The organism is Paracraurococcus lichenis (genome assembly GCF_030657435.1).
Taxonomy (GTDB): Bacteria; Pseudomonadota; Alphaproteobacteria; order Acetobacterales; family Acetobacteraceae; genus Paracraurococcus; species Paracraurococcus lichenis.
On record NZ_JAUTWS010000012.1, the window covers coordinates 94660 to 118060 of the forward strand.

23 protein-coding genes are annotated in these 23401 nt (G+C 72.3%); 10 read left to right on the forward strand and 13 right to left on the reverse strand.

Annotated elements, in window-relative coordinates; genetic code table 11:
- Positions 1–47 precede the first annotated feature (47 nt).
- From ugpA to ugpC, 3 genes are read left to right on the forward strand one after another with little or no spacing between them, the layout of a single operon-like run.
- Positions 48–929 carry a sn-glycerol-3-phosphate ABC transporter permease UgpA gene (gene ugpA, locus Q7A36_RS14470; RefSeq protein WP_305104421.1) on the forward strand — a complete coding sequence of 294 codons (882 nt, stop codon included), beginning with the start codon at positions 48–50 and terminating at the stop codon, positions 927–929.
- Positions 916–1800, forward strand: a complete 885-nt coding sequence (gene ugpE / locus Q7A36_RS14475) for a sn-glycerol-3-phosphate ABC transporter permease UgpE (protein WP_456306796.1) — start codon at positions 916–918, stop codon at positions 1798–1800. The genes ugpA and ugpE overlap by 14 nt, the downstream gene beginning before the upstream one ends.
- Positions 1800–2870: a sn-glycerol-3-phosphate ABC transporter ATP-binding protein UgpC gene (gene ugpC, locus Q7A36_RS14480; RefSeq protein ID WP_305104422.1), complete on the forward strand. Its 1071-nt coding sequence runs from the start codon at positions 1800–1802 to the stop codon at positions 2868–2870. Before ugpE ends, ugpC begins: the two co-directional genes overlap by 1 nt.
- On the opposite strand, the gene Q7A36_RS14485 is transcribed toward ugpC, so the two are convergent.
- Positions 2867–4102 carry an ABC transporter substrate-binding protein gene (locus Q7A36_RS14485; protein ID WP_305104423.1) on the reverse strand — a complete coding sequence of 412 codons (1236 nt, stop codon included), beginning with the start codon at positions 4100–4102 and terminating at the stop codon, positions 2867–2869. The genes ugpC and Q7A36_RS14485 overlap by 4 nt on opposite strands.
- Positions 4103–4234: 132 nt before the next feature.
- Between Q7A36_RS14485 and Q7A36_RS14490 the strand changes: the two genes are divergently transcribed.
- The 3 genes from Q7A36_RS14490 (at position 4235) to Q7A36_RS14500 (ending at position 6998) form a co-directional block, all read left to right on the forward strand.
- The gene (locus Q7A36_RS14490) at positions 4235–5242 is read left to right on the forward strand and encodes an NAD(P)H-quinone oxidoreductase (RefSeq protein ID WP_305104424.1); all 1008 of its coding nucleotides are present in this window, start codon (positions 4235–4237) and stop codon (positions 5240–5242) included.
- Positions 5239–6162: a DMT family transporter gene (locus tag Q7A36_RS14495; RefSeq protein ID WP_305104425.1), complete on the forward strand. Its 924-nt coding sequence runs from the start codon at positions 5239–5241 to the stop codon at positions 6160–6162. Before Q7A36_RS14490 ends, Q7A36_RS14495 begins: the two co-directional genes overlap by 4 nt.
- Positions 6163–6233: 71 nt before the next feature.
- Positions 6234–6998: an alpha/beta fold hydrolase gene (locus Q7A36_RS14500; protein WP_305104426.1), complete on the forward strand. Its 765-nt coding sequence runs from the start codon at positions 6234–6236 to the stop codon at positions 6996–6998.
- Positions 6999–7008: 10 nt separating this feature from the next.
- On the opposite strand, the gene Q7A36_RS14505 is transcribed toward Q7A36_RS14500, so the two are convergent.
- The 4 genes from Q7A36_RS14505 to Q7A36_RS14520 form a co-directional block, all read right to left on the reverse strand.
- Positions 7009–8004, reverse strand: coding sequence for a calcium-binding protein (locus tag Q7A36_RS14505; RefSeq protein WP_305104427.1), 996 nt, complete (start codon positions 8002–8004; stop codon positions 7009–7011).
- A 100-nt stretch (positions 8005–8104) separates the two neighbouring features.
- The gene (locus tag Q7A36_RS14510; protein ID WP_305104428.1) at positions 8105–9067 is read right to left on the reverse strand and encodes a metallophosphoesterase; all 963 of its coding nucleotides are present in this window, start codon (positions 9065–9067) and stop codon (positions 8105–8107) included.
- Positions 9068–9439: 372 nt separating this feature from the next.
- Positions 9440–10117 (reverse strand): DNA-3-methyladenine glycosylase family protein, encoded by a 678-nt coding sequence (locus Q7A36_RS14515; RefSeq protein WP_305104429.1) that lies wholly within the window; start codon positions 10115–10117, stop codon positions 9440–9442.
- Positions 10118–10289: 172 nt separating this feature from the next.
- Positions 10290–11693 (reverse strand): L-lactate permease, encoded by a 1404-nt coding sequence (locus tag Q7A36_RS14520; protein ID WP_305104430.1) that lies wholly within the window; start codon positions 11691–11693, stop codon positions 10290–10292.
- A 47-nt stretch (positions 11694–11740) separates the two neighbouring features.
- Between Q7A36_RS14520 and Q7A36_RS14525 the strand changes: the two genes are divergently transcribed.
- Positions 11741–12142, forward strand: a complete 402-nt coding sequence (locus tag Q7A36_RS14525; RefSeq protein ID WP_305104431.1) for a gamma-glutamylcyclotransferase family protein — start codon at positions 11741–11743, stop codon at positions 12140–12142.
- Between the two features lie 185 nt (positions 12143–12327).
- Complete coding sequence (locus Q7A36_RS14530; protein ID WP_305104432.1) at positions 12328–12900, forward strand: 2'-5' RNA ligase family protein; 573 nt, start codon at positions 12328–12330, stop codon at positions 12898–12900.
- Positions 12901–12923: 23 nt separating this feature from the next.
- On the opposite strand, the gene Q7A36_RS14535 is transcribed toward Q7A36_RS14530, so the two are convergent.
- From Q7A36_RS14535 to Q7A36_RS14545, 3 genes are all read right to left on the reverse strand, one after another.
- Positions 12924–13604 carry a hypothetical protein gene (locus tag Q7A36_RS14535; protein WP_305104433.1) on the reverse strand — a complete coding sequence of 227 codons (681 nt, stop codon included), beginning with the start codon at positions 13602–13604 and terminating at the stop codon, positions 12924–12926.
- Between the two features lie 5 nt (positions 13605–13609).
- Positions 13610–14791 (reverse strand): hypothetical protein, encoded by a 1182-nt coding sequence (locus Q7A36_RS14540; protein WP_305104434.1) that lies wholly within the window; start codon positions 14789–14791, stop codon positions 13610–13612.
- 221 nt (positions 14792–15012) lie between these two features.
- Positions 15013–16146, reverse strand: a complete 1134-nt coding sequence (locus Q7A36_RS14545) for a M20/M25/M40 family metallo-hydrolase (RefSeq protein WP_305104435.1) — start codon at positions 16144–16146, stop codon at positions 15013–15015.
- Between the two features lie 100 nt (positions 16147–16246).
- Here Q7A36_RS14545 and Q7A36_RS14550 point away from each other — a divergent pair, with 100 nt between their 5' ends.
- Both Q7A36_RS14550 and Q7A36_RS14555 read left to right on the forward strand, forming a co-directional pair.
- The gene (locus Q7A36_RS14550; protein WP_305104436.1) at positions 16247–17206 is read left to right on the forward strand and encodes a TauD/TfdA family dioxygenase; all 960 of its coding nucleotides are present in this window, start codon (positions 16247–16249) and stop codon (positions 17204–17206) included.
- A 5-nt stretch (positions 17207–17211) separates the two neighbouring features.
- Positions 17212–17946, forward strand: a complete 735-nt coding sequence (locus Q7A36_RS14555) for an aspartate/glutamate racemase family protein (protein WP_305104437.1) — start codon at positions 17212–17214, stop codon at positions 17944–17946.
- Positions 17947–17979: 33 nt separating this feature from the next.
- Here the strand turns inward: Q7A36_RS14555 and Q7A36_RS14560 are convergent, their stop codons facing one another.
- The 5 genes from Q7A36_RS14560 to Q7A36_RS14580 form a co-directional block, all read right to left on the reverse strand.
- Entirely contained in the window at positions 17980–18966 is a 987-nt protein-coding gene (locus Q7A36_RS14560; protein WP_305104438.1) for a Bug family tripartite tricarboxylate transporter substrate binding protein, read from the reverse strand.
- Between the two features lie 68 nt (positions 18967–19034).
- Positions 19035–20015 carry a Bug family tripartite tricarboxylate transporter substrate binding protein gene (locus tag Q7A36_RS14565; protein ID WP_305104439.1) on the reverse strand — a complete coding sequence of 327 codons (981 nt, stop codon included), beginning with the start codon at positions 20013–20015 and terminating at the stop codon, positions 19035–19037.
- A 166-nt stretch (positions 20016–20181) separates the two neighbouring features.
- A complete protein-coding gene (locus Q7A36_RS14570) occupies positions 20182–21171 on the reverse strand; it encodes a tripartite tricarboxylate transporter substrate binding protein (RefSeq protein ID WP_305104440.1) in 990 nt (329 codons plus the stop codon).
- Positions 21168–22163, reverse strand: coding sequence for a Bug family tripartite tricarboxylate transporter substrate binding protein (locus Q7A36_RS14575; protein WP_305104441.1), 996 nt, complete (start codon positions 22161–22163; stop codon positions 21168–21170). Before Q7A36_RS14575 ends, Q7A36_RS14570 begins: the two co-directional genes overlap by 4 nt.
- 134 nt (positions 22164–22297) lie before the next feature.
- Entirely contained in the window at positions 22298–23326 is a 1029-nt protein-coding gene (locus tag Q7A36_RS14580; RefSeq protein WP_305104442.1) for a Bug family tripartite tricarboxylate transporter substrate binding protein, read from the reverse strand.
- Positions 23327–23401 lie beyond the last annotated feature (75 nt).

Genomic DNA, 23401 nt, shown 5'->3' on the forward strand with positions numbered 1-23401 from the left:
ATGGATGCCGACCGGCATGCGGCCCTCGGAACCCAGGAGTTCTCCGCTTGGATCGGAAGGTCGTCTTCAGGCAGCGCGTCCTGCCCTACCTGCTGCTGGCGCCGCAGCTCGCGATCACCATCGTCTTCTTCTTCTGGCCGGCCGGGCAGGCGGTGTGGTTCGCCTTCCTCCGCCAGGACGCCTTCGGCATCCGCACGGAATTCGTCGGCTTCGAGAATTTCGCCGACCTGTTCGCCGATCCGCTCTACCTCGAGACCATCCGCAACACCGCGGTCTTCAGCATCGGCGTGACCGCCGCCGCGCTCGCCGTCGCGCTGCTGCTGGCGGTGCTGGCGGACCGGCAGATCCGCGGCGCCGGCGGCTACCGCATCCTGCTGATCTGGCCCTATGCCATCGCCCCCGCCGTCGCGGCGGTGCTGTGGATCTTCCTCTTCCACCCGCAGATCGGCCTCCTCGGCCGGGCGCTGAACGGCGCCGGCCTCGACTGGGACTACAAGCTGAACGGGGGGCAGGCGATGCTGATGGTGATCCTCGCCTCCGCCTGGAAGCAGGTCTCCTACAACTTCATCTTCTTCCTCGCGGGGCTGCAGAGCATCCCGAAATCGGTGCTGGAGGCGGCGGCGATCGACGGCGCCCGCGCGGTGCGGCGCTTCTGGACCATCACCTTCCCGCTGCTCTCGCCCACCACCTTCTTCCTGTTGGTGGTGAACCTGGTCTATGCCTTCTTCGACACCTTCGGCGTCATCGACGCGCTGACCAAGGGCGGCCCCGCCAAGGCGACGGAGACGCTGATCTACCGCGCCTATGTGGACGGCCGCGTCAACCTCGACCTCGGCATGTCCTCCGCGCAATCCGTGGTGCTGATGCTGGTCGTCATCTGCCTCACCGCCATCCAGTTCCGGTTCATCGAACGCCGTGTCCACTACTGAGAGCACGCAGGGCCTGGCCCTGCCGGCCAAGGCCGCGCCGCCCGGCAGCGGCGGCACCGACTGGGTGGCGCATGCCATCCTGATCCTGGCCGTCATCCTCTTCGTCCTGCCGATCTGGATCGTGCTCATGGGCTCGACCCATGATGCCGCGACCATCGGCCGCGGCGAGGTGCCGCTGCTGCCCGGCCGCCACGCGCTGGAGAACTACCGCGCGGCCTGGGAGCGCGGCGGCGCCGGCGTGCCGGCCGGGCGCATGCTGTGGAACAGCACCGTCATGGCGCTCTCGATCGCGATCGGGAAGATCGCGATCTCGATCCTCTCGGCCTATGCGGTGGTGTTCTTCCGCTTTCCCTTCCGCCGGCTCGCCTTCTGGTCGATCTTCATCACCCTGATGCTGCCGGTGGAGGTGCGGATCTTCCCGACCTTCAAGGTCGTCTCCGACCTCGGCCTGGTGAACACCTATGGCGGGCTGATCATCCCGATCATCGCCTCCGCCACCGCCACCCTGCTGTTCCGCCAGTTCTTCCTGACCATCCCGGACGAGTTCGTGGAAGCCGCGAAGATGGACGGCGCCGGGCCGCTGCGCTTCTTCCGCGACGTGGTGCTGCCGCTGTCGCGCACCAACATCGCCGCGCTCTTCGTCGTCCTCTTCGTCTATGGCTGGAACCAGTATCTCTGGCCGCTCCTCGTCGCCACCTCGGACGAGGTCGAGACGATCGTGATCGGCATGGTGAAGATGATCGGGTCCGAGGCGAGCACCGAGTGGAACATCGTCATGGCCACCTGCGTGCTGGCCCTGCTGCCGCCGGTCCTGGTCGTGGTCCTGATGCAGCGCTGGTTCGTCAAGGGCCTGACGGAGACCGAAAAGTAATGGCCACCCTCGACCTCTCCGGCGTGACGAAGTCCTTCGGCGCCACCCGCGTCCTGCACGGTGTCGACCTCGCCGTCGCCGATGGCGAGATGATCGTCATCGTCGGCGCCTCGGGCTGCGGCAAATCCACCCTGCTGCGCATCGTTGCCGGCCTCGAGACCCCGACCGGGGGCTCGGTCCGCATCGCCGGCCGCGACGTCACCGCGCTCGAGCCCGCCGACCGCGACATCGCCATGGTCTTCCAGAACTACGCGCTCTACCCGCACATGACGGTGGCGCAGAACATGGGCTATGGCCTGAAGATCCGCGGCCTGCCGCGCGCCGAGATCGAGCGCCGGGTGCGCGACTCCGCGGCGCTGCTCGGGATCGAGGCGCTGCTCGACCGCCGGCCGCGCCAGCTTTCCGGCGGGCAGCGCCAGCGCGTCGCCATGGGCCGCGCCATCGTGCGCGAGCCCAAGCTCTTCCTCTTCGACGAGCCGCTGTCGAACCTCGACGCCAAGCTCCGGGTGCAGATGCGGGCCGAGATCCGGCGGCTGCAGAAGCGGCTCGGCGTCACCTCGCTCTTCGTCACCCACGACCAGGTGGAGGCGATGACCCTCGGCGACCGCCTCGTCGTCATGCACCAGGGCCATGCGGCGCAGGTGGCGACGCCGATGGAGATCTTCGAGCGGCCGGCCGATACCTATGTCGCGGGCTTCATCGGCAGTCCCGCCATGAACTTCCTCGCCGGGCGCCTCGCGGAAGACGGCCGTGCGGTCGCGCTCGCGGCCGGGCCGGTGATCCGCTTCGCCGACGGCCCGCGCCCGGGGCCGGAGGGCCTGCCGCTGACCATCGGCATCCGGCCGGAGCATGTGCGGCCCGATCCGGCCGGCCTGCCCCTCGCGCTCGACCTGGTGGAGCCGCTGGGGTCGGAGACGGTGCTGCATGGCCGCCTGCCGCAGGGCGAGGCGCTGGTCGTGAAGCTGGCAGGGCCCGGGCCGCGCGAGGGCAGCCTGCCCGTCTCCCTGCCGGCGGAGGCGCTGCATGTCTTCGTCGCCGAGGGCGGAAGGCGGCTCGATCCGATGGGTTAGCCGACCGCCCCCATCTGCGCCTTCAGCGGCGCCGTCGCGGCCTCGGCCGGCGCCACCGCCACCAGCCGGCCGCCCTGCCATTGCAGCAGCAACGGCCGGGCGCGCTGGTTCTGGCCCTTTTCGTCGAAGCGGATGCCCCAGCCATTCGCCGTCCCGCCTTCCGGCACGTCGGTGGCAGCGAGCGCCGCGCGGATGCGGTCGCGGTCCGGCGCATTGGCCCGCTGGATGGCATCGAAGGCGGCGCGCGCCCCGACATAGTTCGCCAGGCTGTGGCCGGAGCGCGGTTCGCTGCCGTAGCGCTTGCGGTAGAGCTCGAGGAAGGGCTTCACGCCGGGCGCGACGCGGTCGTTGACCTCGAATTGCGGGACGTCGACATTCAGCGTGCCCTCGAATTCCGGGCCGATCGCATGCGCCGTGTCCACCAGGCTGTAGCCGGCGCCGGCGCCGATCACCATGCGCGGGCGCCAGCCAGCCTCCCGCAGGCCGCGATAGAGCAGCAGAATGTCGTTCTGGTAGCCGACATGCAGCAGCACGTCCGCCGCCATGCCGCGCAGCCGCTGCACGATCGGCGCGGCCTCCAGGCTGCGGAGCGTGTAGCCGAGCTTCTCGGCGATCGGCAGGCCGCGGGCCTTGAGCTGCGCCTCCTCCGCCGCCGCGACCGACTGCCCGTAGAGGCTGTCCTCGTGCAGCAGGGCGATCTTCAGCGCCTCGGGCGGCAGGCCCCAGGCCGGCGCCAGCAGGTCGGCGATCGCGTCCACCGCGATCCGCCCGATCTCGGAGGCGCGCGGCGCGGTGCGGAACAGCAGGCGGAAGCCGCGCTCGGTGATCGGGTCAGCGACGGCGCCGAGCTCGACATAGGGCACGCCCTGCAGCTCCGCGGCCTGGGTCGCGGCGAAGGAGAGCGGCGAGGCGCAGGTTCCGAAGAGCACCAGGGCGCGCTCCGCCCCCATCAGCCGCTTCGCCTCGGCCGTTGCCTGGGCCGGGTCGGCGGCATCGCCCTTGACCAGGCGGATGGGCTTGCCCAGCAGCCCGCCGGCGACGTTGCGCTCCTCCGCCGCCAGCTCGAGGCCGCGGAAATGCTCGTCGCCGAGGAGCGCGAGCGGGCCGGTGAAGGGGAAGAGGGCGCCGAGGCGCGTGCTGTTGGCCTCGGCCTGCTGCGCGCCGGCCGGGCGCGCCGCGGCCGCCAGGGCGGCGAGGCCGCCGAGCAGCGGGCGGCGGGCGATCCGGGCCATGCCTGAGCCTTCGGGTGGAGGAGATGCGCGGATACTCGTCGGGCCGGCCTTCCGGCGCAACCCCAACCCGGCTTGACGCGGCGGGGGCGCGCGCGGAACTTCGCCGCCCCGCGAGGACGAGGACGACCGCCAATGCCACCCCTGCCGGAGACCATGACCTATATCGACCACGGCCAGGGCGGCGGGCCGGAGGTGCTGGTGCCGCGGCAGGGCCCGGTGCCGCAGCCGAAGGGTAACGAGGTGCTGATCCGCGTGCTGGCGACCGGCGTGAACCGGCCCGACGTGCAGCAACGCAAGGGCGATTACCCGCCGCCGCCCGGCGCGAGCCCGGTGATCGGCCTGGAGACGGCGGGCGAGGTGGTGGCGGTCGGGCCGGAGGCCGGCCCCTGGAAGATCGGCGACCATGTCTGCGCCCTGACCAATGGCGGCGCCTATGCCGAATATTGCGTGGCGCCCGCACCGCAATGCCTGCCCTGGCCGAAGGGCTATGACGCGATCCGGGCGGCGGCACTCCCGGAAACCTTCTTCACGGTCTGGGCCAACCTCTTCGGCCATGGCCGCCTCGCCGCCGGCGAGACCGTGCTGATCCATGGCGGCACCTCGGGAATCGGCGTCACCGCCATTCAGCTCGCCAAGGCCTTCGGCGCGACGGTGATCGCGACGGCCGGCAGCGCCGCGAAATGCGAGGCCATGCGGAAGCTCGGCGCCGACCATGCGGTGAACTACCGCGAGCAGGATTTCGTCGAGGCGGTGAAGCAGGCGACCGGCGGCAAGCTGGCGGATGTCGTCCTCGACATGGTCGGGGCCGAGTATTTCGCGCGCAACCTGCGCTGCCTCGCCATGGACGGGCGCCTTGTCATCATCGCCTTCCTCGGCGGGTTCGAGGCGCCGAAGGTGGACCTCCGCCCGATCATGACGCGGCGCCTGACGGTCACCGGCAGCACCATGCGGCCGCGCACCACGGCGCAGAAGGGGGCGATCGCCGCCGCCCTGCGGGAGAAGGTCTGGCCGCTGCTCGAGGCCGGCCGGGTCGCGCCGCCGATCCACCAGGTCTTCCCGCTGCGCGAGGCCGCGGCGGCGCATGCGCTGATGGAGAGCAGCACGCATATCGGCAAGATCATGCTGAAGGTGGCGGATTGAGCCTCGCCGACGGGGCCCGCCCGCAGCCTGCCGCGATGGGCGCCGCTGCCGCGCCGGCGGGCCTGCTGGCCGGGCTCCGCTACCTCGGCGTCTCCATCGTGCTGTTCGGCGGCGTCTGGCCCGTCACCAAGGCGGCGCTCGCGCATGCGACGCCGCTCTGGTTCGCGCTGAACCGCGCCGGGATGGCCTCCGTCGCCTCGGCGCTGCTGCTGGCCGCGCTCGGGCGGCTGCGCCTGCCGCTGCGTGCCGACCTGCCCTGCATCGCGGCGCTCGGCCTGCTGCAGCTCGGCGGCTTCTTCGCGCTGACGCATATCGCCCTCGAATGGGTGCCGGCCGGGCGCACCGCCATCCTCGGCAATGTCACGGTCTTCTGGCTCATCCCGCTCTCGGTCTGGGTGCTGGGCGACAGGGTCTCGCGCAACCAGTGGCTGGCCGTCGGGGTCGGGCTGCTGGGCGTGCTCGCGCTGATGCAACCCTGGGCGATCGGTGCCCAGGGGCCGGGCGTGCTGCCGGGCTATGGCCTGCTGCTGCTGGCGAGCCTCTCCTGGAGCCTCGCCATCCTGGTCACGCGGCGGCTGCCGCCGCGGCGGCCGGTGATGGAGCTGCTGCCCTGGGCCTTCGCCATCGGCGCGGCGCTGCTGCTGCCACTGGCGTTGTGGCGGGAGCCGGCGGGCGGGATCGGGTGGGAGTCCTGGCCCTATGCCGCCTTCGTCGGCGCCATCGCCGCCCCGATCGGCACCTGGGCGACCATCGAGGCCGGACGGCGGCTCTCGGGCATCATGGCCTCGGTCGGGTTCCTGGCGGTGCCGGCGCTCGGCGTCGCCATCTCGAACATCTGGCTGGGCGAGGCGCTGGGCTGGGACGTGGTGCTGGGCGGGGTGCTGATCGGGGCGAGCGTCCTGCTGGCGGCGCGGGGCTAGGGTGGTTGGTGCTGACGGCGTGCAGCCGATGGGGCGCTGACAGGCCAACGCGGGCATAGAGGGGTGCGGGCATGCGGCTGAACCTAGTCGAGGCAGGGGAGGGACCGCCGCTCGTGCTGCTGCACGGGCTGTTCGGGGCGGCCGGCAATTGGGGCGCGATCCAGAAGCATCTGGCCGCGACGCACCGGGTCCTCGCGATGGACCTCCGCAACCACGGCGCCTCCGACCGCGAGGCCGCCATGGACTACCCCGCCATGGCCGCCGACGTGGCGGAAACCCTCGGCGATCTCGGCGCCGCACCGGCCGCCGTCCTCGGCCATTCCATGGGCGGCAAGGTGGCGATGGCGCTCGCGCTCACGCAGCCCGGGCTGGTGGAGCGGCTGGTCGTGGCCGACATCGCCCCCGTCGCCTACCCGCCGGCGCTGCGCGGCTATGTCGCGGCCATGCAGGCCGTGCCGCTCGCCCCCGGCCTGACACGGCGGGAGGCCGATGCCGCGCTGGCCGGGGCGGTGCCGGAGGCGAATATCCGCGCCTTCCTGCTGCAGAACCTCCGCTTCGGGGAGGGCGGTCCGGCTTGGCGCCTCGGCCTCGGCGAGATCGCCGCCGCCATGCCGGTCATCGAGGGGTTCCCCGCGGTCGAGGCGCGCTACGAAGGGCCGGTGCTGGTGCTGAACGGCGAGCGCTCCAGCTACGTCCGGCCGGTGCATCACGACCGCATCCGCGCGCTCTTCCAGCGCGCCGAATTCGCCACCGTGCCGGGGACCGGCCACTGGGTGCATGCGGAGAACCCGCAGGGCTTCCTCGCGCTGCTCGAGCCCTTCCTGGCCGGGCGGTGACGCGTCCGCGCTACCGCAGCGGATAGTCCAGCACGAAGTCCTGCGCCGTCAGGCAGAAGGTGCCGACGAGTTCGATCTCGCCGGTCGGCTGGGGCGGCACGGTCGGCGCAGTGTCCGGGTCGGGCTGCCTGGGTCCAAGGGGTGTGGCGAATTGCACGAGGGTATTGCCGTCCGGCAGGATCTCCGTGCGCACCTGCAGGGCGAGGCTGGGCACGAAGTCCCCGGTGCCGAGGAAGACCGGCTTCGGCAGTTCCTCCGGGCGCTCCGGCCCGATGCGGGTGAAGGGGAAGCGATCGGGCGAATCGTAGCCGCTGAGATCGATGACGTCCTCGCCCTGCCGGAAGTCCAGGATGACGTCGCGCTGGCCCTCGCCGACGCCCGTATCGATGAGCGAGTTGGCGAAGGGCAGGATGATCGGCGCCATCACGAACCGGTCGGCGCCGCTGCCGCCGTCGAGCAGATCGGCGCCGAGCTGGCCGGACAGCGTATCGTCGCCCGGGCCGCCGAAGACGGAATCGGCGCCGGCGCCGGCGTAGATGCCGTCGTTCCCCGGACCGCCCCGCAGCAGGTCGGCCTGATCGGCGCGTGCCAGCAGCTCGGCGCCGCGGAAGCTGAAGCCCAGGGCTTCACCGAAGCCGCGGATCTGGTCATCGCCGCGGCCGCCGAGCACGGTGTCGGCGCCCCAGCCGGCGACGATGGCATCATTGCCGCTGCCGCCGAGGATCAGGTTGTCGCCGTCACCGGCCGGGCCGCCGAACGACACCGACCCGCCGTAGAGCGTATCGTCGCCGGGTCCGCCCAGGATCGTGTCGTTGCCGCCGGTGCCGGTGTGCTCGAAGCCGGGGAAATCGCCACGGACCAGGTCGGCCCCCGCGCCGCCCAGCAGCAGGTCATGCCCGCCGAGCCCCTCGATGGTGTCGCGCCCGGCAAGGCCGAGGATGACATCCTCCCCTTCCGTGCCGCGCAGGGAATCGGGTCCGGATGTTCCGATGACCGGCATGGCCATGGGCCTGCTCTCCCCGGCGCGTCGACGACCGGGAGACTCTACCTGCCCGCCCTCCGCCGCGCGGCCACGACCGCGCGACGCGCTCCGGCTGGCGCCGGCGTCAGGCCTCGACGCCGCCGAGTTCGACCATCGTCACCTCGGGCGGCATGCCGAGGCGCACCGGCAGCATGGAATTGCCGATGCCGCCGGAGACGACGAGGTGCCGCCCCTCCTCCTCGATGGCGCCATAGGCGTAGCGGTTGCCGAAGCGGCTGGGGACGATCGGCGAATAGCCGCGGATGCGGACCTGCCCGCCATGGGTATGGCCCGAGAGCGTGACCGCCACCCGGTCCGGCACGTTCGGGAAGATGTCGGGCTCATGCGCGAGCAGGATCGCCGGCGCGTCATCGGTGAAGGCGCCGAGCGTCGCCTCCAGGTCGTCGGCGCCGCGCAGCCCGCCGCCGCGGCCGCGATAGGCCCATTGGCTGCCGAGGCCGCCGAGCCAGATGGCGCGCCCGTCATGCACCAGCCGCCGCGCCTCGTTGTGCAGCACCGGCAGGCCGGCCGCGGCGAAGTCGGCGGCGGCGCCGGGCAGCGGGGCGCGGCCGGCCTGCGCCGCAGGGTCCTCCCACCAGTCATGGTTGCCGAGGATGGCATGCACGCCGAGCGGCGCCCGCAGCCCCGCCAGGACATCGGCGACCTGCCGGAAGCTCGGCCTCTCCGTGGTGAAGCGGTGGTCGGCCAGGTAGTCGCCCAGCAGCACCACCAGGTCCGGCTGCAGCGCATTGGCCATGGCGACTGCGCGCTGCAGCCGCGGCAGCGGCGTGTGCGGGCCGCCGCAATGCGGGTCGGCGATGAGGGCGATGCTCAACCTGAGGCCGGCCGGCCAGTTCGCCGGCGCCAGCCGGTGGGTCACCACCCGCAAGGCGACGCCCGGCTCGTAGCCGAAGGCGTAGCCGCCGAGGCCGACCCCGGCCGCGCCGGCACCGCCCGCCGCGCGCAGCAGCGTCCGCCGCTTCAGCCTGCTCCGCCAGCCCGCCCGAATGCCTGTCCTCCGGGCGAATGCCGCCACGTCACCGTCCATGCGCAACCCCGTCCTGGCCGTCCGCACCGCCCACTGGGGGCACACCGGCCGCCTGGGGCGGCTGGCAAACGCTGCGCCACGCCTGGCGCCGCTGCGCGGAAGGGCCGAATTCCGACCTTGGGGCCCGGCGGCCGCATGCCGTCCCGGGCCTCTCTTCACCCAGTTGCACCGCGGTCGATTGCCGGAGTCCGAATCCGTCGGCCCGGCCCCCGCAGCCCGTGGCGCCTGGGAGATGCGCCGCTTCATACAGGAGGCGTCCCGGCGGGGCTACTGAAAGGCGCGGCCGGATTGCCTCTTCGCCATCCCGGCGGCGCCTGACGGCGGATCCGGCGGGCCAGGCCCCGGCGCGCCGCCGCCGGCCCGCGCCCCGGATCATTGCGGCTTGAAGGTGCTCCGCTTCGCCGCATCCGCCGCGCGCCAGAGATACCAGGCGGCGATGCTGCGCCAGGGCGCCCAGGCCTCGCCGAGGCCGGCGAGTTCCTTCGGCTTCGGCTGCGCCTCCAGCCCGGCCGCGACCTTCCAGCCCTCCCGCACCCCGAAATCATCCACCGGCAGCACGTCCGGCCGTCCCAGGGTGAAGATCAGCAGCATCTCCACCGTCCAGCGCCCGACCCCGCGGATCACCACCAGCCGCTCGATCAGCTCGGCATCGGCATAGCGGGCGCAGCCCTCCCGCGTCGGCACCAGCCCGCCCGCCGCCTTCTCGGCGATGTCGCGGATGGCGGCGATCTTCGCCTGGCTGAAGCCGCAGGCGCGCATCGCCTCGGGCGGCGTCGCCAGCACCAGCTCGGGCGGCGGGAAGGCATGCGCTGGGTGCAGCGCGAGGAAGCGGCCGAGGATCGCCTCCGCCGCCCGGCCATGCACCTGCTGATGGGCGATGGCGCGGACCAGCGCCTCGTAGGGCTCGCGCTCCACCGCGGCGAGGGTGCAGGGGCCGATGCGGCGGATCACCGGCTTCAGCACCGGGTCCTTCCGCAGGTGGCGCTCGGCCTTGGCCCAGGGCCCGGCGGCCTTCGCCGGCGGCGCGCCGGTGCCCACGATCTCGACCATCAGGAACTGCCCCCGCGCGGCGGCGCGGCCACGACTCGACCCATCCGGTGTCCACCCTCCGTCCGGGAGGGATCACAGCGCGGCGCGTGCCCCGGCGCCAGGGCCCGGCCGCGCCGGCGCGCGACGCTTCGCCCGCCCCCGAAACGTCGCCGCCGAGGCACGGCCCGCCGTGTCAGCCGGCCCCGCGCAGCAGCCAGGTTGCGGCCCAGCCAAGGCCGAGCACCAGCACCGGCGAGGGCCAGAGCAGCCGCCAGAGCTGCGCCGGGCGCGTGCCGTCCGCGAGCAGCCCGCAGAGCATGGCCGTGACCCCGAGGCTCACCTGCACCCCCGCCGCCCCAGCAAAATTCTGCACGGCGGGTGCGGCCAGCGGCGGCAGGCCGGCCGCCGCGCCGAGCGCGACCTGCACCGGCATCAGCGCCGCGTTCGACCCGACATTGCTGCCGGTGATGAGGCCCGACAGCAGCGCGATGGGCGCGACGGCGAAGGGCGCGAGCGGCCCGAGCGCTTCCGATGCGGCGGTGGCGAGGCCGGCGGCCGCACCGCTGCCCGCCAGCAGCCGCCCGAGCAGGACATAGAGCAGGAGGGCGATGGCCGGCCGCCTTGCCCGCCGCAGGGCGGCGCCGGCCCGCGCCAGACCGTCCCGCCGCGCCAGCAGGAGCGCGCCGGCCACCAGCCACAGCACGACAGCGACATGGCTCAGCGGGAGGGGCGGCAGTTCGGCGAAGGGCCGCCAGGCCGGCGCGCCCGGCCAGAGCCGCGCCGCCAGCAGGGCGGCGGTCAGCAGCAGGTAGGGCGCGGCGCGGCCGAGCGCCGCTCGGGGGTCGCGCAGCGGATTCGCCCGCCACAGCGCCAGCAGCACGACCGGCGCCGAGGCGACGAGGCCCACCAGCTCGAAGGGCAGCAGCGCGGCGCCCGCGACCAGCAGCCCGCCCAGCGCCGCCAGCATCCCGGCCTGCGCCGCCTTCTCGCGCCCCGGCACCGGCAGCCCGGCCCGGGCCAGCAACGACCAGAGCAGCGGCGCGAGCAGCAGCAGCCAGGCCGCGGTCAGCCAAGCCGCGACCATCGACATGCCCTCCGCCGGCACGCCCGCCATGGCGGCGCCGAGCGCGGTGCCTGGCGCGAGCCCGCCCCAGGGCACCATGACAAGGGCGAGCAGCGCGAGCGCGCCGGCCGGCGCGCCGCCGAGGCCCATGCGCCGGAGGCTCGAGAGGGCGAAGACCGCCCCGACCGCGAAGCCCGTCACGCTCTCGAGGACAATGCCAAGCGGCAGGGTGACGGCGAAGGCCCGCGCCGGGCTCGCCGCCTGCGGGCCGGCCGCCGCATCCCCCTCCGTGACCGCGGCGTGGAAGAGCAGCCCGCCGGTGACCACCGCCACCGGCTGCAGGCCGAGGAAGGCGCCGCGCAGCACCTGCTCCGCCAGGACGCCGGGCAGGGCGCCGGGATCCGGCAGCCCCGCCAGCAGCGCCGGCAGGGTCGCCAACAATGCAACGAGGGCGGCGCCGGCCGGCGTCGCCCGCCCGCTGCCAAGCAGCGCGAGCAGCAGCAGGAGCGGCAGGGCCTGAAGCGCCAGCGTCATCGGCAGCCGCTTGCGCCGGCGGCGGCCCGGGGCGAGGCTCCGGCTCCATGTCCGACCTCTATGCCGCCTATGGCAGCAATCTCTGGCACGCGCAGATGGCCATGCGCTGCCCCGGCGCGACCGTGGCGGGGGCGCTGGCGCTGCCCGGCTGGCGCCTCGCTGTCCGCAAATTCGCGCTGGTCGAGCCGGACCCGGCGGCGGCCTGCCCGATCGGGCTGTGGCGCATCACGCCGGAGCACCTGGCCGCGCTCGACCGCTACGAGGGGCCGCATACCTACGGGCGCCGCCTGCTGCCGCTGCCGGACGGGCGGGAGGCCTGGATCTACCTGGAACTGGTGCACCGCCCCGGCCCGCCCGCCGCCGAATACGTGGAGCGTCTGCGGCGCGGCTATGCCGATTTCGGCTTCGACCCGGCGCCGCTCGAGACCGCGCTCGCCCGCGGCGGCTGAGCCGCCCCGGAACCTCCCTGCCGCCAACCCCGTCGCTCCCGCCGTTCCGGACCGCCGCAGCCTGCGGCACCGCCTGCCCGCGCAACAAGCCGCCGGGGCGCGCGGCAGGCGCGAGGGCGGCGCATGGCCGAGGGGTGATTTGCCTTTCGCGTCCGGCGCATGACATTTCGCGCCGAGGAGGGCCGATGCCGGAGATCGACCCCGAGGTGCTGCCGGTGGCAGCGGCGGTGGCGCCGCTGATCCTGACGCTCGGCCTGGATGCGGAGACGCAGTCCTGGCTGGAATCGATGCGGCGCGCGCATTTCCCCCCCGCGCGCAACCTGGTGCCCGCGCATGTCACGCTCTTCCATGCCCTCCCGGGCGAGGAGGCGGCGGCGATCCGCGCGGTGCTGGCCGAGGCCTGCGCCGCCCTGCCGCCGTCGCGCGTGCGGGTCGGGCCGCCGCGCTCGCTCGGCCGCGGGGTCGCCATGGAGATCGGCGCGCCCGCCGTCGCGACGCTGCGGGACAGGCTGGCGGCGCAGTGGCGGCCCTGGCTGACGGCGCAGGACCGGCAGCGCTGGCGGCCGCATGCGACGGTGCAGAACAAGGTCTCGCCGGAGCGGGCGCGGGCGCTCTACGAGACGCTCGCGGCCCTGCTGCCGCCGCGCGAGGCGCGGGCCGAGGCGCTGCTGCTCTGGCGTTACCGCGGCGGCCCCTGGGAGCCGCTGGAGCGCTTCCCCTTCACCGCCGAGGCCTATCCGCGGGAGGTCATCCTGTAGCCGCGGCCTAGCCGCCCGAAGAGCTAATCCGGGCAAGATCTGGCGGAAGGGTTTCCCCGGTCACCGTTCGACGGATCGCGCCGGCTACTTTCCACTTCATTGCGGGCTGCCGTGAGCTGGCGCTGCATCGCAGCCTTGTCTTTGGTGGTCTCATCGAGGCGGGCCGAGAGGTCGGCACGTTCTCTTGCGAGACTTGTATTCTGTTTGGATAAGTCAGAATTGCTTTGCTTTAATTGCACAATATCTGCAAGATTGTTTTTTCGCTCGGCCTGAAGACTATTGATGTTTCGATTGGCGATCGCAAGCCGTATATCCAACTGGTCCTTCACCTGTTGTGCATCAACGAGTTGCTGTCGCAGGTTCGAGAGTTCCAGATCTTGTTTCTGGAGCCGATCCGACAGGTTGTTGATCTGGTCTGTTGCATCGGTAAAAGAGGAAGACACCTCGGCCTGAAACGCTCTCAACTGCAGTTTCTGGGTAAAAAATCCGAGGAAAAACGCCCCCAGCAACAGCAAGCCTATGCGAAACGACTTCCAGAAACTCCAATCGCGCGGTCCGGTCTTCCGGCTCTCCGATGGAGATGCTGGATCGACGTTTCTCCGTGCTGGATTGTTTCCGGCATCCTGACGCATGCGGTAGATTTCGGCGTCCCGTTCGGCATTCATCCTGTCCAAGGGACTCGGGTCGCGCCAGGATGGCGGCATCGCTTTCAGCCTTCCGGGTTCCACCTTGGGTTGATGAGGCGGCTTTGCAGAAGGGATACTCCAATCCCTCGTTGGGTTGAACCGATAATTCGTTCACATATCGCACCACTACTTGCCTCTAACAAGGTGTCATAAATCGGCCTTGTTGCTTCTTCGATTGCGCGAATATGGTCAGTATTGGCATTTACGAGCAGATCGAGCTTGTTCACGAACAGGCACAAGTATCTCAACTGACCGGCGCGCCTGACCATGTCGATTTGAGCATTCAATTGATTTGCCGGCCAACACTGGACGTGGTGCCGCACGCGTGCCTCGCTCCAATTCGGTTGCGGTTGCACGAGGCTCTGATTGTCGCGCGGCGGGTCAAACAAATCGATGATGAGTATCAGTGAGGTCCAGGTTTTCGCTTTGGACTGCGGATTGACACTTTGAAACTGCACCAACGCCTCAGCCAGGCTCTGGCCGCGGTAGTCGTTGACGTCGACGCGCGTGACCACGGCGAAATCGGATTGAGGAAAATCGCTGTTCGCATATATCGTTTCATGCAGGAATGTGTAGATGCGGGGCTTCTCGGTCTTCACCCGCGGATCGGCGTTCACATTGAGCGTCAGAGAGCGGACGAGAGTCGTCTTTCCTGTGCCGGGTTCGCCCAGAACGAAGACCTTGTTATAGAACTCCTCGTATGTCTGCGGCAGGTCACCCTTGACGCCGGTTTCGCGTCTTGTCAGATGCTTGTCCAATGCGGTCTTGTATTCATTTCTTGCCGTTGCAAGCCGTGTTGTCTTGAGCCAGGCATAAAAAACCGACAGGCAATTCGTAAAGACCAGGAAGGTGATGCCGACGATCAGGGCTTGTGCTTGTGGATCATTGCTCAGTTTGCCGAACAGCGCTCTCGTTATGGAGGTCAGGACATCGGGCGGTTCCGGGGGGCGTGGGGGAACCGGCGGCAAGGGTTCTGCCTGGATCGTTGGTGGTGGCTGCGCGGGTTGCGGCTGCGGGGGTTGAACCACCTGCGGGGGTTGTGGCTGGACAGGCTGCGGTGCCGCCCTAGGAAGCTGCGATTGCGCCCGGGATGGCGGCGGCTGCACCTGGGCATAGCACGACTGCACCATGCCCACGGATGAAAGCAAAAACAGCGTCAGGCATGCAAAATTACGGAAAAGCCTTTCGCAACACTTATTAATCATTTTTCCTGATATTTCCGCTCGATATTGAACTCGATAGAATGAGACTAGAAAAGTTCTCATGACTTAATTGTATGTTCTGAGCTGCGTCGGCGGCAAATCCGATCGTGCCCGGGTCTAGTGCGCCGGTCGCAACCCTAGAACGCCGCAGCGACGCAAAGTTCAACGCGGCGCGCAGCGAGCAGGCCCGTCAACCGCCGCTTCGCCGCCGAACGCCCTCTGCCTCACACCACCTGCAGCAGGCCCGCGATCAGCTTCGCCCGCGGCACCAGGCTGCCCATCAGCAGGTGCTCCTCCAGCGTATGCCCGCCGGCGCCCTGCACGCCGAGGCCATCCAGCGTCGGGATGCCCATGGCGCCGGTGAAATTGCCGTCCGAACCGCCGCCCGCGCTCTGATGCGCGATGTCGAAGCCGATGCTCTGCGCGATCCGCCGCGCGGTGCCGTAGAGCGCCAGCACCCCCGCATCCGGCTCCCAGACCGGCCGCGTCACCCCGCGGGTGACGACGAGCTGCACGTCATTGCCGGTCGGGCGCAGCGCCAGCATCTTCTCGACCGCCTCGTCGAGGTCCGCCTGCCGCTTGGCCATGGAGAGGCTCTCGGCGTCGCAATAGGTCGCCACGCAGTTCACCCATTGCCCGCCATGGATGACGCCGACCGAATAGGTCACGTCCTCGGTCGTCATCGCCTCGATGGCGACGACCTGCCGGCACATCTCCCGGATGGCGCTGCGGCCATCGGCCAGCCGCGCGCCGGCATGGCTCGGCTTGCCGATGGCGCGCAGGTTGAAGCGGGCGATGGCGTAGCGCCCGGTCACCACGCCGCCATCGGGCCGCGCCGGCTCCGGCACCAGCACCACGGCATGGCGCGCCGCCTCGGCCTCGATCAGGTCGCGGGTGGAGGGGCTGCCGATCTCCTCGTCGCTGGTCAGCAGCACCGTCACCGGCCGGCTGGTGGCGATCCCGGCGCGGATGAGCTGCCGGATGGCCTCGACGGCGATCCAGTTGCCGCCCTTCATGTCGTAGACACCCGGCCCGTAGAGCCGCTCGCCCTCCCGCCGCCAGGGCAGGGGCTCGAGCGTGCCGATCGGGTGCACCGTGTCGAGGTGCCCCATCACCAGGATGCCCTTCTCCTGCGACTTCGGGTGCGGGAAGCTGGCGCGCACGCAGTCGCCATAGCCCATGCGGCCCGGGATCGTCTCGACGCGGGCGCCGAGCAGCGCCAGGTCGCGCGCCGCCAGCGCCATCATGCGGTTGACCGCGGCGGCATCGAAGGTCGGGCTCTCGCACTCTACCCAGCGGCGCAGGCCGGGCAGCATCGCCTCGGCATCGAAGGGCAGGTCGAGGGCGGGCGCGTCCATGTCTCTCTCCGGTCGGGTCCCGCCCAGCCTCCCGCGGGTCGGCGGCGGCGGCAAGAGGCCGGCTTTCCCTCGCGCCGTTCGCGTCTGTTAGGATAGGGGCATGACCCCGCCCCTCCGCCTCGTCCCACAGGCCGGCCCGTCCGTATGGACCGGCGCCGCGCTGACCCCGTCCGACTGGATGGTGCCGATCGGCGCGGAGGCGGCGGCGGAGATCGAGGCCGCGCTGGTCGCGCTGGCCGGCCGCCCTCCCGGCGGCCCGGCCGATGCGCCGCTCCCCGGCCTCGCCCCCGTGCTGCGCGGCATCGCGGAGCGGCTGGAGCATGGCCGCGGCTTCGCGCTGCTGCGCGGCCTCGACCTCGCGCGCTTCGCCGGGCCGGCGACCGAGGCGGCGCTGCTCGTCCTCGGGGCGCATCTCGGCACGGCGCTGGCGCAGGACGAGGCCGGTGCGCTGGTCGGCCGCCTCGCCGGCCCCGGCACCGGGGCGGAGGCGCCGGCGCGCTTCCATGCCGACCCGGCGGATGCCGTCGCGCTGCTCTGCCTGCGCCAGACCCGGGAAGGCGGGCGCGTCACCCTCGTCTCGGCGCCGGCGCTGCACAATGCGCTGCTGAAATCGGACCGCGCCGCGCTCACTGCGCTGCATGCCGGCCTGCCGCACCGGAACGGCGGCGGCGAGCCGCTGCACATCCCGGTCTTCAGCACGGCGAGCGGCAGCTTCGTCGGCCGCTACGACCGCGACGCGATGCTCGAGGAGGCGCTGGAGGAGGCGCAGCGGGACGCGCTCGCGGCGCTCGATGCCGCCGCGGCGGCGGCGGGCCAGGCGCTGACCCTCGCGCTGCATGCCGGCGACATCCTCTTCCTCAACCCGCACCTCGTCTGGAAGCAGGTGCTGGCCGGGGAGGTGCCGGCGGCGGACGAGGCCTCGCGCGAGTTGCTGCGGCTCTGGCTGGCGACGCCCGGCTCGCGCGCGCTGCCGGAGAGCTTCGGCGCCGTCTTCGGCACGACGGCGGCGGGCGCGCCGCGCGGCGGCGTGCCGGTGGCCGGCGGCATGGTGGGGGGCTGAGGACGATGCGGTTGCTGGTGGCGAATGCCAATACGACGGAAGCGATCACGGAGCTCTGCGCCGCCTCGGCGCGCGCCGCCGCGGCGCCGGGGACGGAGATCATCCCCGCCACGCCGCGCTTCGGCCCGGCGGTGATCGCGACAAGGGCCGAGAGCGCGATCGCGGCGCATGGCCTGCTCTCGCTGCTCGCCGAGCATGCCGGCCAGGTCGATGGCGTGCTGCTCGCCGTCTCGCACGACACGGCGCTGGAGGCGGCGCGGCAACTCCTGCCCTGCCCGGTGGTCGGCATGACCGAGGCCGCCTGCCTCTCCGCCTGCCTGCTCGGCGGCCGCTTCGGGCTGGTGACCATGGGCAGCACGGAGGTCTACCGCGAGCGGATCGCGCAGCACGGCCTCGCCGCGCGCCTCGCCGCGCTGCGCGGCATAGCGCTGACGCCGCAGGATGCGGTGCGGGACCCGGAAGCCGTCGCGCTGCAGATGGATGCGGCGATCGCCGAGGTGGTGGCGGAGGGCGCGGATGCCGTGGTGCTGGGTGGCGCGGCGCTGGCCGGCATGGGGCCGCGGCTGCAGCGCAAGGCGGCGGTGCCGCTGCTGGACGGCATCGCCTATGGCGTGAAGCTGCTGGAGATGCTGGTGGCGCTGAAGCCGCCGAAGCCGGTGACGGGCAGCTACGCCGCACCAAGCGGGCGCGCGACGCTGGGCCTCGATCCGGCGCTGGCGGCGCTGTTGCAGGGCGGCTGACCCGGGGCCGCTCCCCGCCGCGGCGCGGGTCTCCTATTCCAGCTTCGCGCCCGAGATCCGCACCACCTCCGACCACTTCGCATTCTCGGCGGCGATGAACCTGGCGAAGGCGTCCGGCCCCATCGGCCGCGGCGCGCTGCCGATCTCCTGCAGCTTGGCCTGCACCGGCGCCTCGCCCAGGGCCTGCAGCGTCGCCCCGGCGATGGCGTCGATGACCGGGCGCGGCACCTTGGCCGGCGCCTGCAGGCCGAACCAGGCCACCGCCTCGAAGCCCTTGAGGCCGAGCGTCGCGCCGGCCTCGGCGACCGTCGGCACGTCGGGCGCGGTGAACCAGCGCTCCTTGCTCGTCACCGCCAGCAGCCGCAGCGCGCCCGATGCCAGGTGCGGCAGATAGGCCGGCAGGTTGTCGACCGCGACCTGCAGCCGTCCGGCCAGCAATTCCGGGATGACGCCATTGGTGCCGCGATAGGGCACGTGCTGCAGGTCGATGCCGGCCCTCGCCTTCAGCAATTCCCCGCAGAGATGCCCTGACGTGCCGTTGCCCGGCGTGCCGTAGTTCATCCCACCCGGGTCGCGCTTCGCCAGGGCGATGAGCTCCGCCAGGCTCTGCGCCGGCACGCGGTGGTCCACGATGACGCCGTTCGCCACCTCGTTCACCAGGGCGATGGGCGCGAGGTCCTTCTGCGGATCGTAGGCCAGCTTCTGGTAGAGGTACTGGTTGATGCTGGCGGTGCCGATGGTCGCCATCAGCAGGGTATGGCCGTCCGGCTCCGCCTTCGCCACCGCATCCGCGCCGACATTGCCGCCGGCGCCGGCGCGGTTCTCCACGACGAAGGGCTGGCCGAGCAGCCCGCCGAGCCGCTCGGCGATCACCCGCGCCGTGACGTCGGTGGCGCCGCCGGCTTGGAAGGGGACGATCAGGCGGATCGGCCGGCTGGGCCAGGCCGGCTGGGCGCGGAGGAGGCCGGGGGCGGCGAGCAGGGGCAGGGCGGCGAGCAGGGTGCGGCGGGACGTGTCCATGCGGCGGGCGGGTAGGACGGCCCGGCGCATTCGGCAAGCCGCGTTCCGCCCCGCCGGTCCATGGGCGGTCAATCCACCGTCGCGCCGGAGAGGCGCACCACCTCGGCCCATTTGGCGATCTCCGCCCGGACGAAGCCGGCGAAGGCCTCGGGCGAGGTGCCGCCATCCGGCGTGAGGCCCGGCGGATCGGCGCCCAGATCGGCGAGGCGCGCGCGGTAGACCGGCTCCTTCGTGCAGGCATCGATCGCCTCGCCGAGCAGCGCGACGATCGCGCGCGGGGTGCGGGCCGGCGCCTGGACGCCGAACCAGGCGGTCGCCTCGAAGCCGGGAAAGCCGCTCTCGGCGACGGTCGGGACATCGGGCAGGGCGGGGGAGCGCCGCGCACCGGTGGTCGCCAGCGCCCGCAGCCGCCCGTCGCGGATATGGCCGATGCAGGAGGGCATGTTGTCGCTGCCCGCCTCCAGCCGCCCGGCCACTGCCTCCACCAGCATCGGCCCGGCGCCGCGGAAGGGTACGTGCGAGATGCTGATCCCGGCGAGGTGCTTGAACAACTCCATGGTCATGTGCGGGCTGCCGCCGCTGCCCGCGCTGCCGTAGTTCATCGCGCCCGGCCTCGCCTTGGCCAGGGCGACGAACTCCGCGAGCGTCCGCGCCGGCACCGCGGGATGGACGAAGAGCACGTTCGGCACCTGCATCAGCAGGCCCAACTCGGAGAAATCCTCAGGCTTCACCGGCATGCGCGGGCCGAAGAGCGTGTAGTTGATGCTGCCCGTGCCGACATTGGTGGCGTGCAGGGTATAGCCGTCGGGCTCGGCGCGGGCGACGGCCTCGGCGGCGATGTTGCCGGTCGCGCCCGGCCGGTTCTCCACTGCGACGGGCTGGCCGAGCCGCGGCGCGAGCCGCTCCGCGATCAGCCGCGCCGCGATGTCGGTGGTGCCGGCCGGCGGGAAGCCGGCGATCAGGCGGATGGGCCGCGCCGGCCAGGGCTGCTGCGCGCGGGCGAGCGCGGGCAGCAGGGCCGGGGCGGCGAGCAGGGCGCGTCGATGCATGGCGTTCCTCCGATGGGTCCCGGTGCCTCCCGCGCCACCGCGGATCGCCCAGGCCCTTTCATTCCGGCGCGGCTTCGCGGCCCGCGCCCGGGGCGCTGTCACCCCGACGAGGCAGGGTGACAGCGCCCCGGTCCACTGGTTCCAGGGCGGGTCCCGCCTCCCGGGATCATTCCACGCGGGCGCCGCTGCGCCGGACCACCTCGGCCCATTTCACCCGCTCGGCAGCCATGAAACCCTCGAAGGCCTCGGGCGAGCTGCCGCCATCGGGCGTCAGCTTCGGCAGGTCGGCGCCGAGCTCGGCCATGCGGGCGCGGAAGGCGGGGTCCCTCGCCACCGCATCCACCTCCCGCCCCAGCCGCTCGAGGATCGGGCGCGGCGTGGCGGCCGGCGCGAGCAGGCCGAACCAGGCCGTCGCCTCGAAGCCGGCGATCCCGGCCTCCTGCATCATCGGGACCTCCGGCAGCACGGCGCTGCGGGCGGCACCCGTGGTCGCCAGCGCCCGCAGCTTGCCGTCGCGGACGAAGGCGAGGGCGGAGGGGATGTTGTCCATGCCCGCCTCGACCCTTCCTGCCATCAGCTCGGTCAGCATGGGCGCGCTGCCGCGATAGGGCACATGGGTCAGCGGCGCGCGCGTCTCGATGCCGAAGAGCTCCATGCAGATATGCGGGGAGGAGCCGATGCCGGCCGTGCCGTAGTTCAGCCCGCCCTGCCGCTGCCGGGCCAATGCCACCAGGTCGGCCACGCTCTGCACGGGGAGCGAGGGCGGGACCATCAGTACGTTCGGCACGCGCGTCAGCAAGCCGACCGCGGCGAGGTCGCCGGGCCTGTAGGGCATCTTGTCGCCATAGACGGCGAAGTTGATGGCGCCGGTGCCGATGGTGGTGAGCAGCAGCGTGTACCCATCCGGTTCGGCGCGGGCGACGGCCTCGCCGCCGACATTGCCGCCGGCGCCCGGGCGGTTCTCCACCACGACGGGCTGGCCGAGGCGCGCCGCGAGCCGCTCCGCCGCTAGCCGTCCCGTCAGGTCCGTGGTGCCGGCCGGGGTGAAGGGGATGACGATGCGGAGGGGGCGGCTGGGGAAGCCCTCCTCGGCCCGCGCCGCCGCCGGCAGGGCGAGCAGCGGCGCGGCGAGGAGGGCACGGCGGCCCGCGCTCATTCGGCGGTCGCCCCGGATTTGCGCACCACCTCGGTCCATTTGGCGATCTCGGCCTTCACGAAACCCTCGAAGGCCACGGGCGAGGTGCCGCCATCCGGCGTCAGGCCCGGCGCCATGCCGCCGAGATCGGCGATGCGCGCCTTCGTCTCCGGCTCCTTCACGGCGGCGTCGATCTCGGCGCCGAGCCGGTCGATGATCGGCTTCGGCGTCCTCGCCGGCACCTGCACGCCGAACCAGGCGGTGGCCTGCACGCCGGGGAAGCCCGCCTCGGCGGTGGTGGGCACGTCGGGCAGCGCCGGGCTGCGCTGCGCCGTGGTGACGGCCAGCGGCCGCAGCCGGCCCTCCCGCAGATGGCCGATGACGGAGGGCAGGTTGTCCACCGCCACCTCGATGCGGCCGGCGATCACCTCCTGCAGCATCGGCCCGGCGCCGCGGAAGGGGACGTGCAGCATGTCGATCCCGGCCTCGGTCTTCAGCAGCTCGCCCGTCAGGTGCAGCGAGGTGCCGATGCCCGAGCTGCCGTGGTTCAGCTTGCCCGGCCGCGCCTTGGCATAGTCCACCAGCTCCTTCAATGTCTTCACCGGCAGGCCGTTGGTGACGAAGATCGCGTTCGGCACCTGCAGCATGAGGCCGGCGCCGGCCAGCTCCTCCGGCCGGTAGGGCATCTTGGCGCCATAGAGGCTGTAGTTGATGGCGCCGGAGGAGACGGTGCACATCAGCAGCGTGTAGCCGTCCGGCTCCGACTTCACGACGACGTCCGACCCGACATTGCCGCCGGCGCCCGGCCGGTTCTCCACGATCACCTGCTGGCCGAGGCGCTGGGTCAGCCGCTCCGCCAGGATGCGCGCCGCGATGTCGGTGGTGCCGGCAGGCGTGAAGGGCACCACCAGCCGCACGGTGCGGTTCGGGTAGCCCTGCTGCGCCCGGACGGCGGGCGCGGCGAGCAGCGCCGCGCCGGCGGCGAGGGTGGAGCGGCGGGTGAGGATGGGCATGTCTGTCTCCCGGTCGTGTCCCTGGCGGCGCCTTGCCTGTTGGGCGAGCCGATTCGGACCTCCGGGCCATCCGGGGCACCCCACGAAGCGCTGCTTCGTGGGGACCCCTTCGGCCCTTCGGTCATCGGGTCGCCTCAGTCGACCTGGGCGCCGGAGCGGCGGATCACCGCCGTCCATTTCTCGTTCTCTTCTCGTATGAAGTCGGTGAATTCCGCGACGGTTCCGCCGCGGCAGCCCGCGCCCAGATCCTCCACCCGGCCCCGCGTCGCGGGCTCGGCGCAGATGGCATTCACCTCCGCGTTCAGCCGCGCGATCACCGCTTCCGGCGTGCCGCGCGGGACCTGCAGGCCGAACCAGGCGGTCGCCGCGTAGCCCGGCATGCCGCTCTCGGCGACCGTCGGCACCCCGGGCAGGGCCGGGGCGCGCTCCGGCCCGGTGACGGCCAGCGCCCGGAGCTGCCCGCCGCGCAGCAGGGCGATGACGGAGGGCAGGTTGTTGATGCCGATATCGATCCGCCCGCCCATGAGCTGGTTGGCGACATCGGCGCCGCCGCGGAAGGGAACGTGCAGGATGTCGACGCCGGCATCGGCCTTCAGCATCTCGCCCGAGAGGTGCAGGCTGCTGCCGCTGCCCGAGCTGGCATAGGAGAGCGCGCCGGGCCGGGCGCGGGCCGCGGCCAGCATGTCCTGCAGGCTGCGCCAGGGGCTGTCGGCCCGCACCACGATCACGTTCGGAAGATCGGCGAAGAGGATGACCGGCAGCAGGTCCTCCGGCCGCCAGCTCAGCTTCGCGTGCAGGTGCGGGTTGATGGCCGCGGTGCCGATGGAGGCGAAGAACAGGTTGTGCCCGTCCGGCTCCATGCGGCTGGCGAGCTCGGCCGCGACCACCCCGGCCGCGCCGCCGCGGTTCTCCGCCACCACCGGCTGGCCGAGCCGCACGCCGAGGCGCTCGGCCAGGATGCGGGCGAGGAGGTCGGTGGCGCCGCCGGGCGGGAAGGGGACGAGGAGGCGGAGGGGGCGGGCGGGCCAGGGCGGCTCGGCGCCGGCCCGCCGCGGCAGGGCGAGCAGCAGCAACCCCAGGCGCCGGCGGCCGAGCGGCAGGCGCCGGCGGCCGGACGACGGGGGCGACGGCATGACCTTGCTGCGCGGCTTGGCGCCCGGCATCGCGGCATTCCTCCCCGGCCCTGGGGAACTCCCGCCCCCTTTGGCCGATCACCTTGCCGTTCCTGCCGCAACGAC

What these genes read in the sequence shown, in the direction of transcription:
- Q7A36_RS14540 (WP_305104434.1), bottom strand. Translation starts at nt 14,791, where the DNA reads ATGATTAATAAGTGTTGCGAAAGGCTTTTCCGTAATTTTGCATGCCTG.
- Q7A36_RS14575 (WP_305104441.1), bottom strand. Translation starts at nt 22,163, where the DNA reads ATGCCCATCCTCACCCGCCGCTCCACCCTCGCCGCCGGCGCGGCGCTG.
- Q7A36_RS14490 (WP_305104424.1), top strand. Translation starts at nt 4,235, where the DNA reads ATGCCACCCCTGCCGGAGACCATGACCTATATCGACCACGGCCAGGGC.
- Q7A36_RS14510 (WP_305104428.1), bottom strand. Translation starts at nt 9,067, where the DNA reads ATGGACGGTGACGTGGCGGCATTCGCCCGGAGGACAGGCATTCGGGCG.
- Q7A36_RS14555 (WP_305104437.1), top strand. Translation starts at nt 17,212, where the DNA reads ATGCGGTTGCTGGTGGCGAATGCCAATACGACGGAAGCGATCACGGAG.
- Q7A36_RS14580 (WP_305104442.1), bottom strand. Translation starts at nt 23,326, where the DNA reads ATGCCGGGCGCCAAGCCGCGCAGCAAGGTCATGCCGTCGCCCCCGTCG.
- Q7A36_RS14565 (WP_305104439.1), bottom strand. Translation starts at nt 20,015, where the DNA reads ATGCATCGACGCGCCCTGCTCGCCGCCCCGGCCCTGCTGCCCGCGCTC.
- Q7A36_RS14535 (WP_305104433.1), bottom strand. Translation starts at nt 13,604, where the DNA reads ATGCCGCCATCCTGGCGCGACCCGAGTCCCTTGGACAGGATGAATGCC.
- Q7A36_RS14500 (WP_305104426.1), top strand. Translation starts at nt 6,234, where the DNA reads ATGCGGCTGAACCTAGTCGAGGCAGGGGAGGGACCGCCGCTCGTGCTG.
- Q7A36_RS14545 (WP_305104435.1), bottom strand. Translation starts at nt 16,146, where the DNA reads ATGGACGCGCCCGCCCTCGACCTGCCCTTCGATGCCGAGGCGATGCTG.
- Q7A36_RS14515 (WP_305104429.1), bottom strand. Translation starts at nt 10,117, where the DNA reads ATGGTCGAGATCGTGGGCACCGGCGCGCCGCCGGCGAAGGCCGCCGGG.
- Q7A36_RS14530 (WP_305104432.1), top strand. Translation starts at nt 12,328, where the DNA reads ATGCCGGAGATCGACCCCGAGGTGCTGCCGGTGGCAGCGGCGGTGGCG.
- Q7A36_RS14560 (WP_305104438.1), bottom strand. Translation starts at nt 18,966, where the DNA reads ATGGACACGTCCCGCCGCACCCTGCTCGCCGCCCTGCCCCTGCTCGCC.
- Q7A36_RS14505 (WP_305104427.1), bottom strand. Translation starts at nt 8,004, where the DNA reads ATGGCCATGCCGGTCATCGGAACATCCGGACCCGATTCCCTGCGCGGC.
- Q7A36_RS14525 (WP_305104431.1), top strand. Translation starts at nt 11,741, where the DNA reads ATGTCCGACCTCTATGCCGCCTATGGCAGCAATCTCTGGCACGCGCAG.
- Q7A36_RS14520 (WP_305104430.1), bottom strand. Translation starts at nt 11,693, where the DNA reads ATGACGCTGGCGCTTCAGGCCCTGCCGCTCCTGCTGCTGCTCGCGCTG.
- Q7A36_RS14485 (WP_305104423.1), bottom strand. Translation starts at nt 4,102, where the DNA reads ATGGCCCGGATCGCCCGCCGCCCGCTGCTCGGCGGCCTCGCCGCCCTG.
- Q7A36_RS14570 (WP_305104440.1), bottom strand. Translation starts at nt 21,171, where the DNA reads ATGAGCGCGGGCCGCCGTGCCCTCCTCGCCGCGCCGCTGCTCGCCCTG.
- ugpC (WP_305104422.1), top strand. Translation starts at nt 1,800, where the DNA reads ATGGCCACCCTCGACCTCTCCGGCGTGACGAAGTCCTTCGGCGCCACC.
- Q7A36_RS14550 (WP_305104436.1), top strand. Translation starts at nt 16,247, where the DNA reads ATGACCCCGCCCCTCCGCCTCGTCCCACAGGCCGGCCCGTCCGTATGG.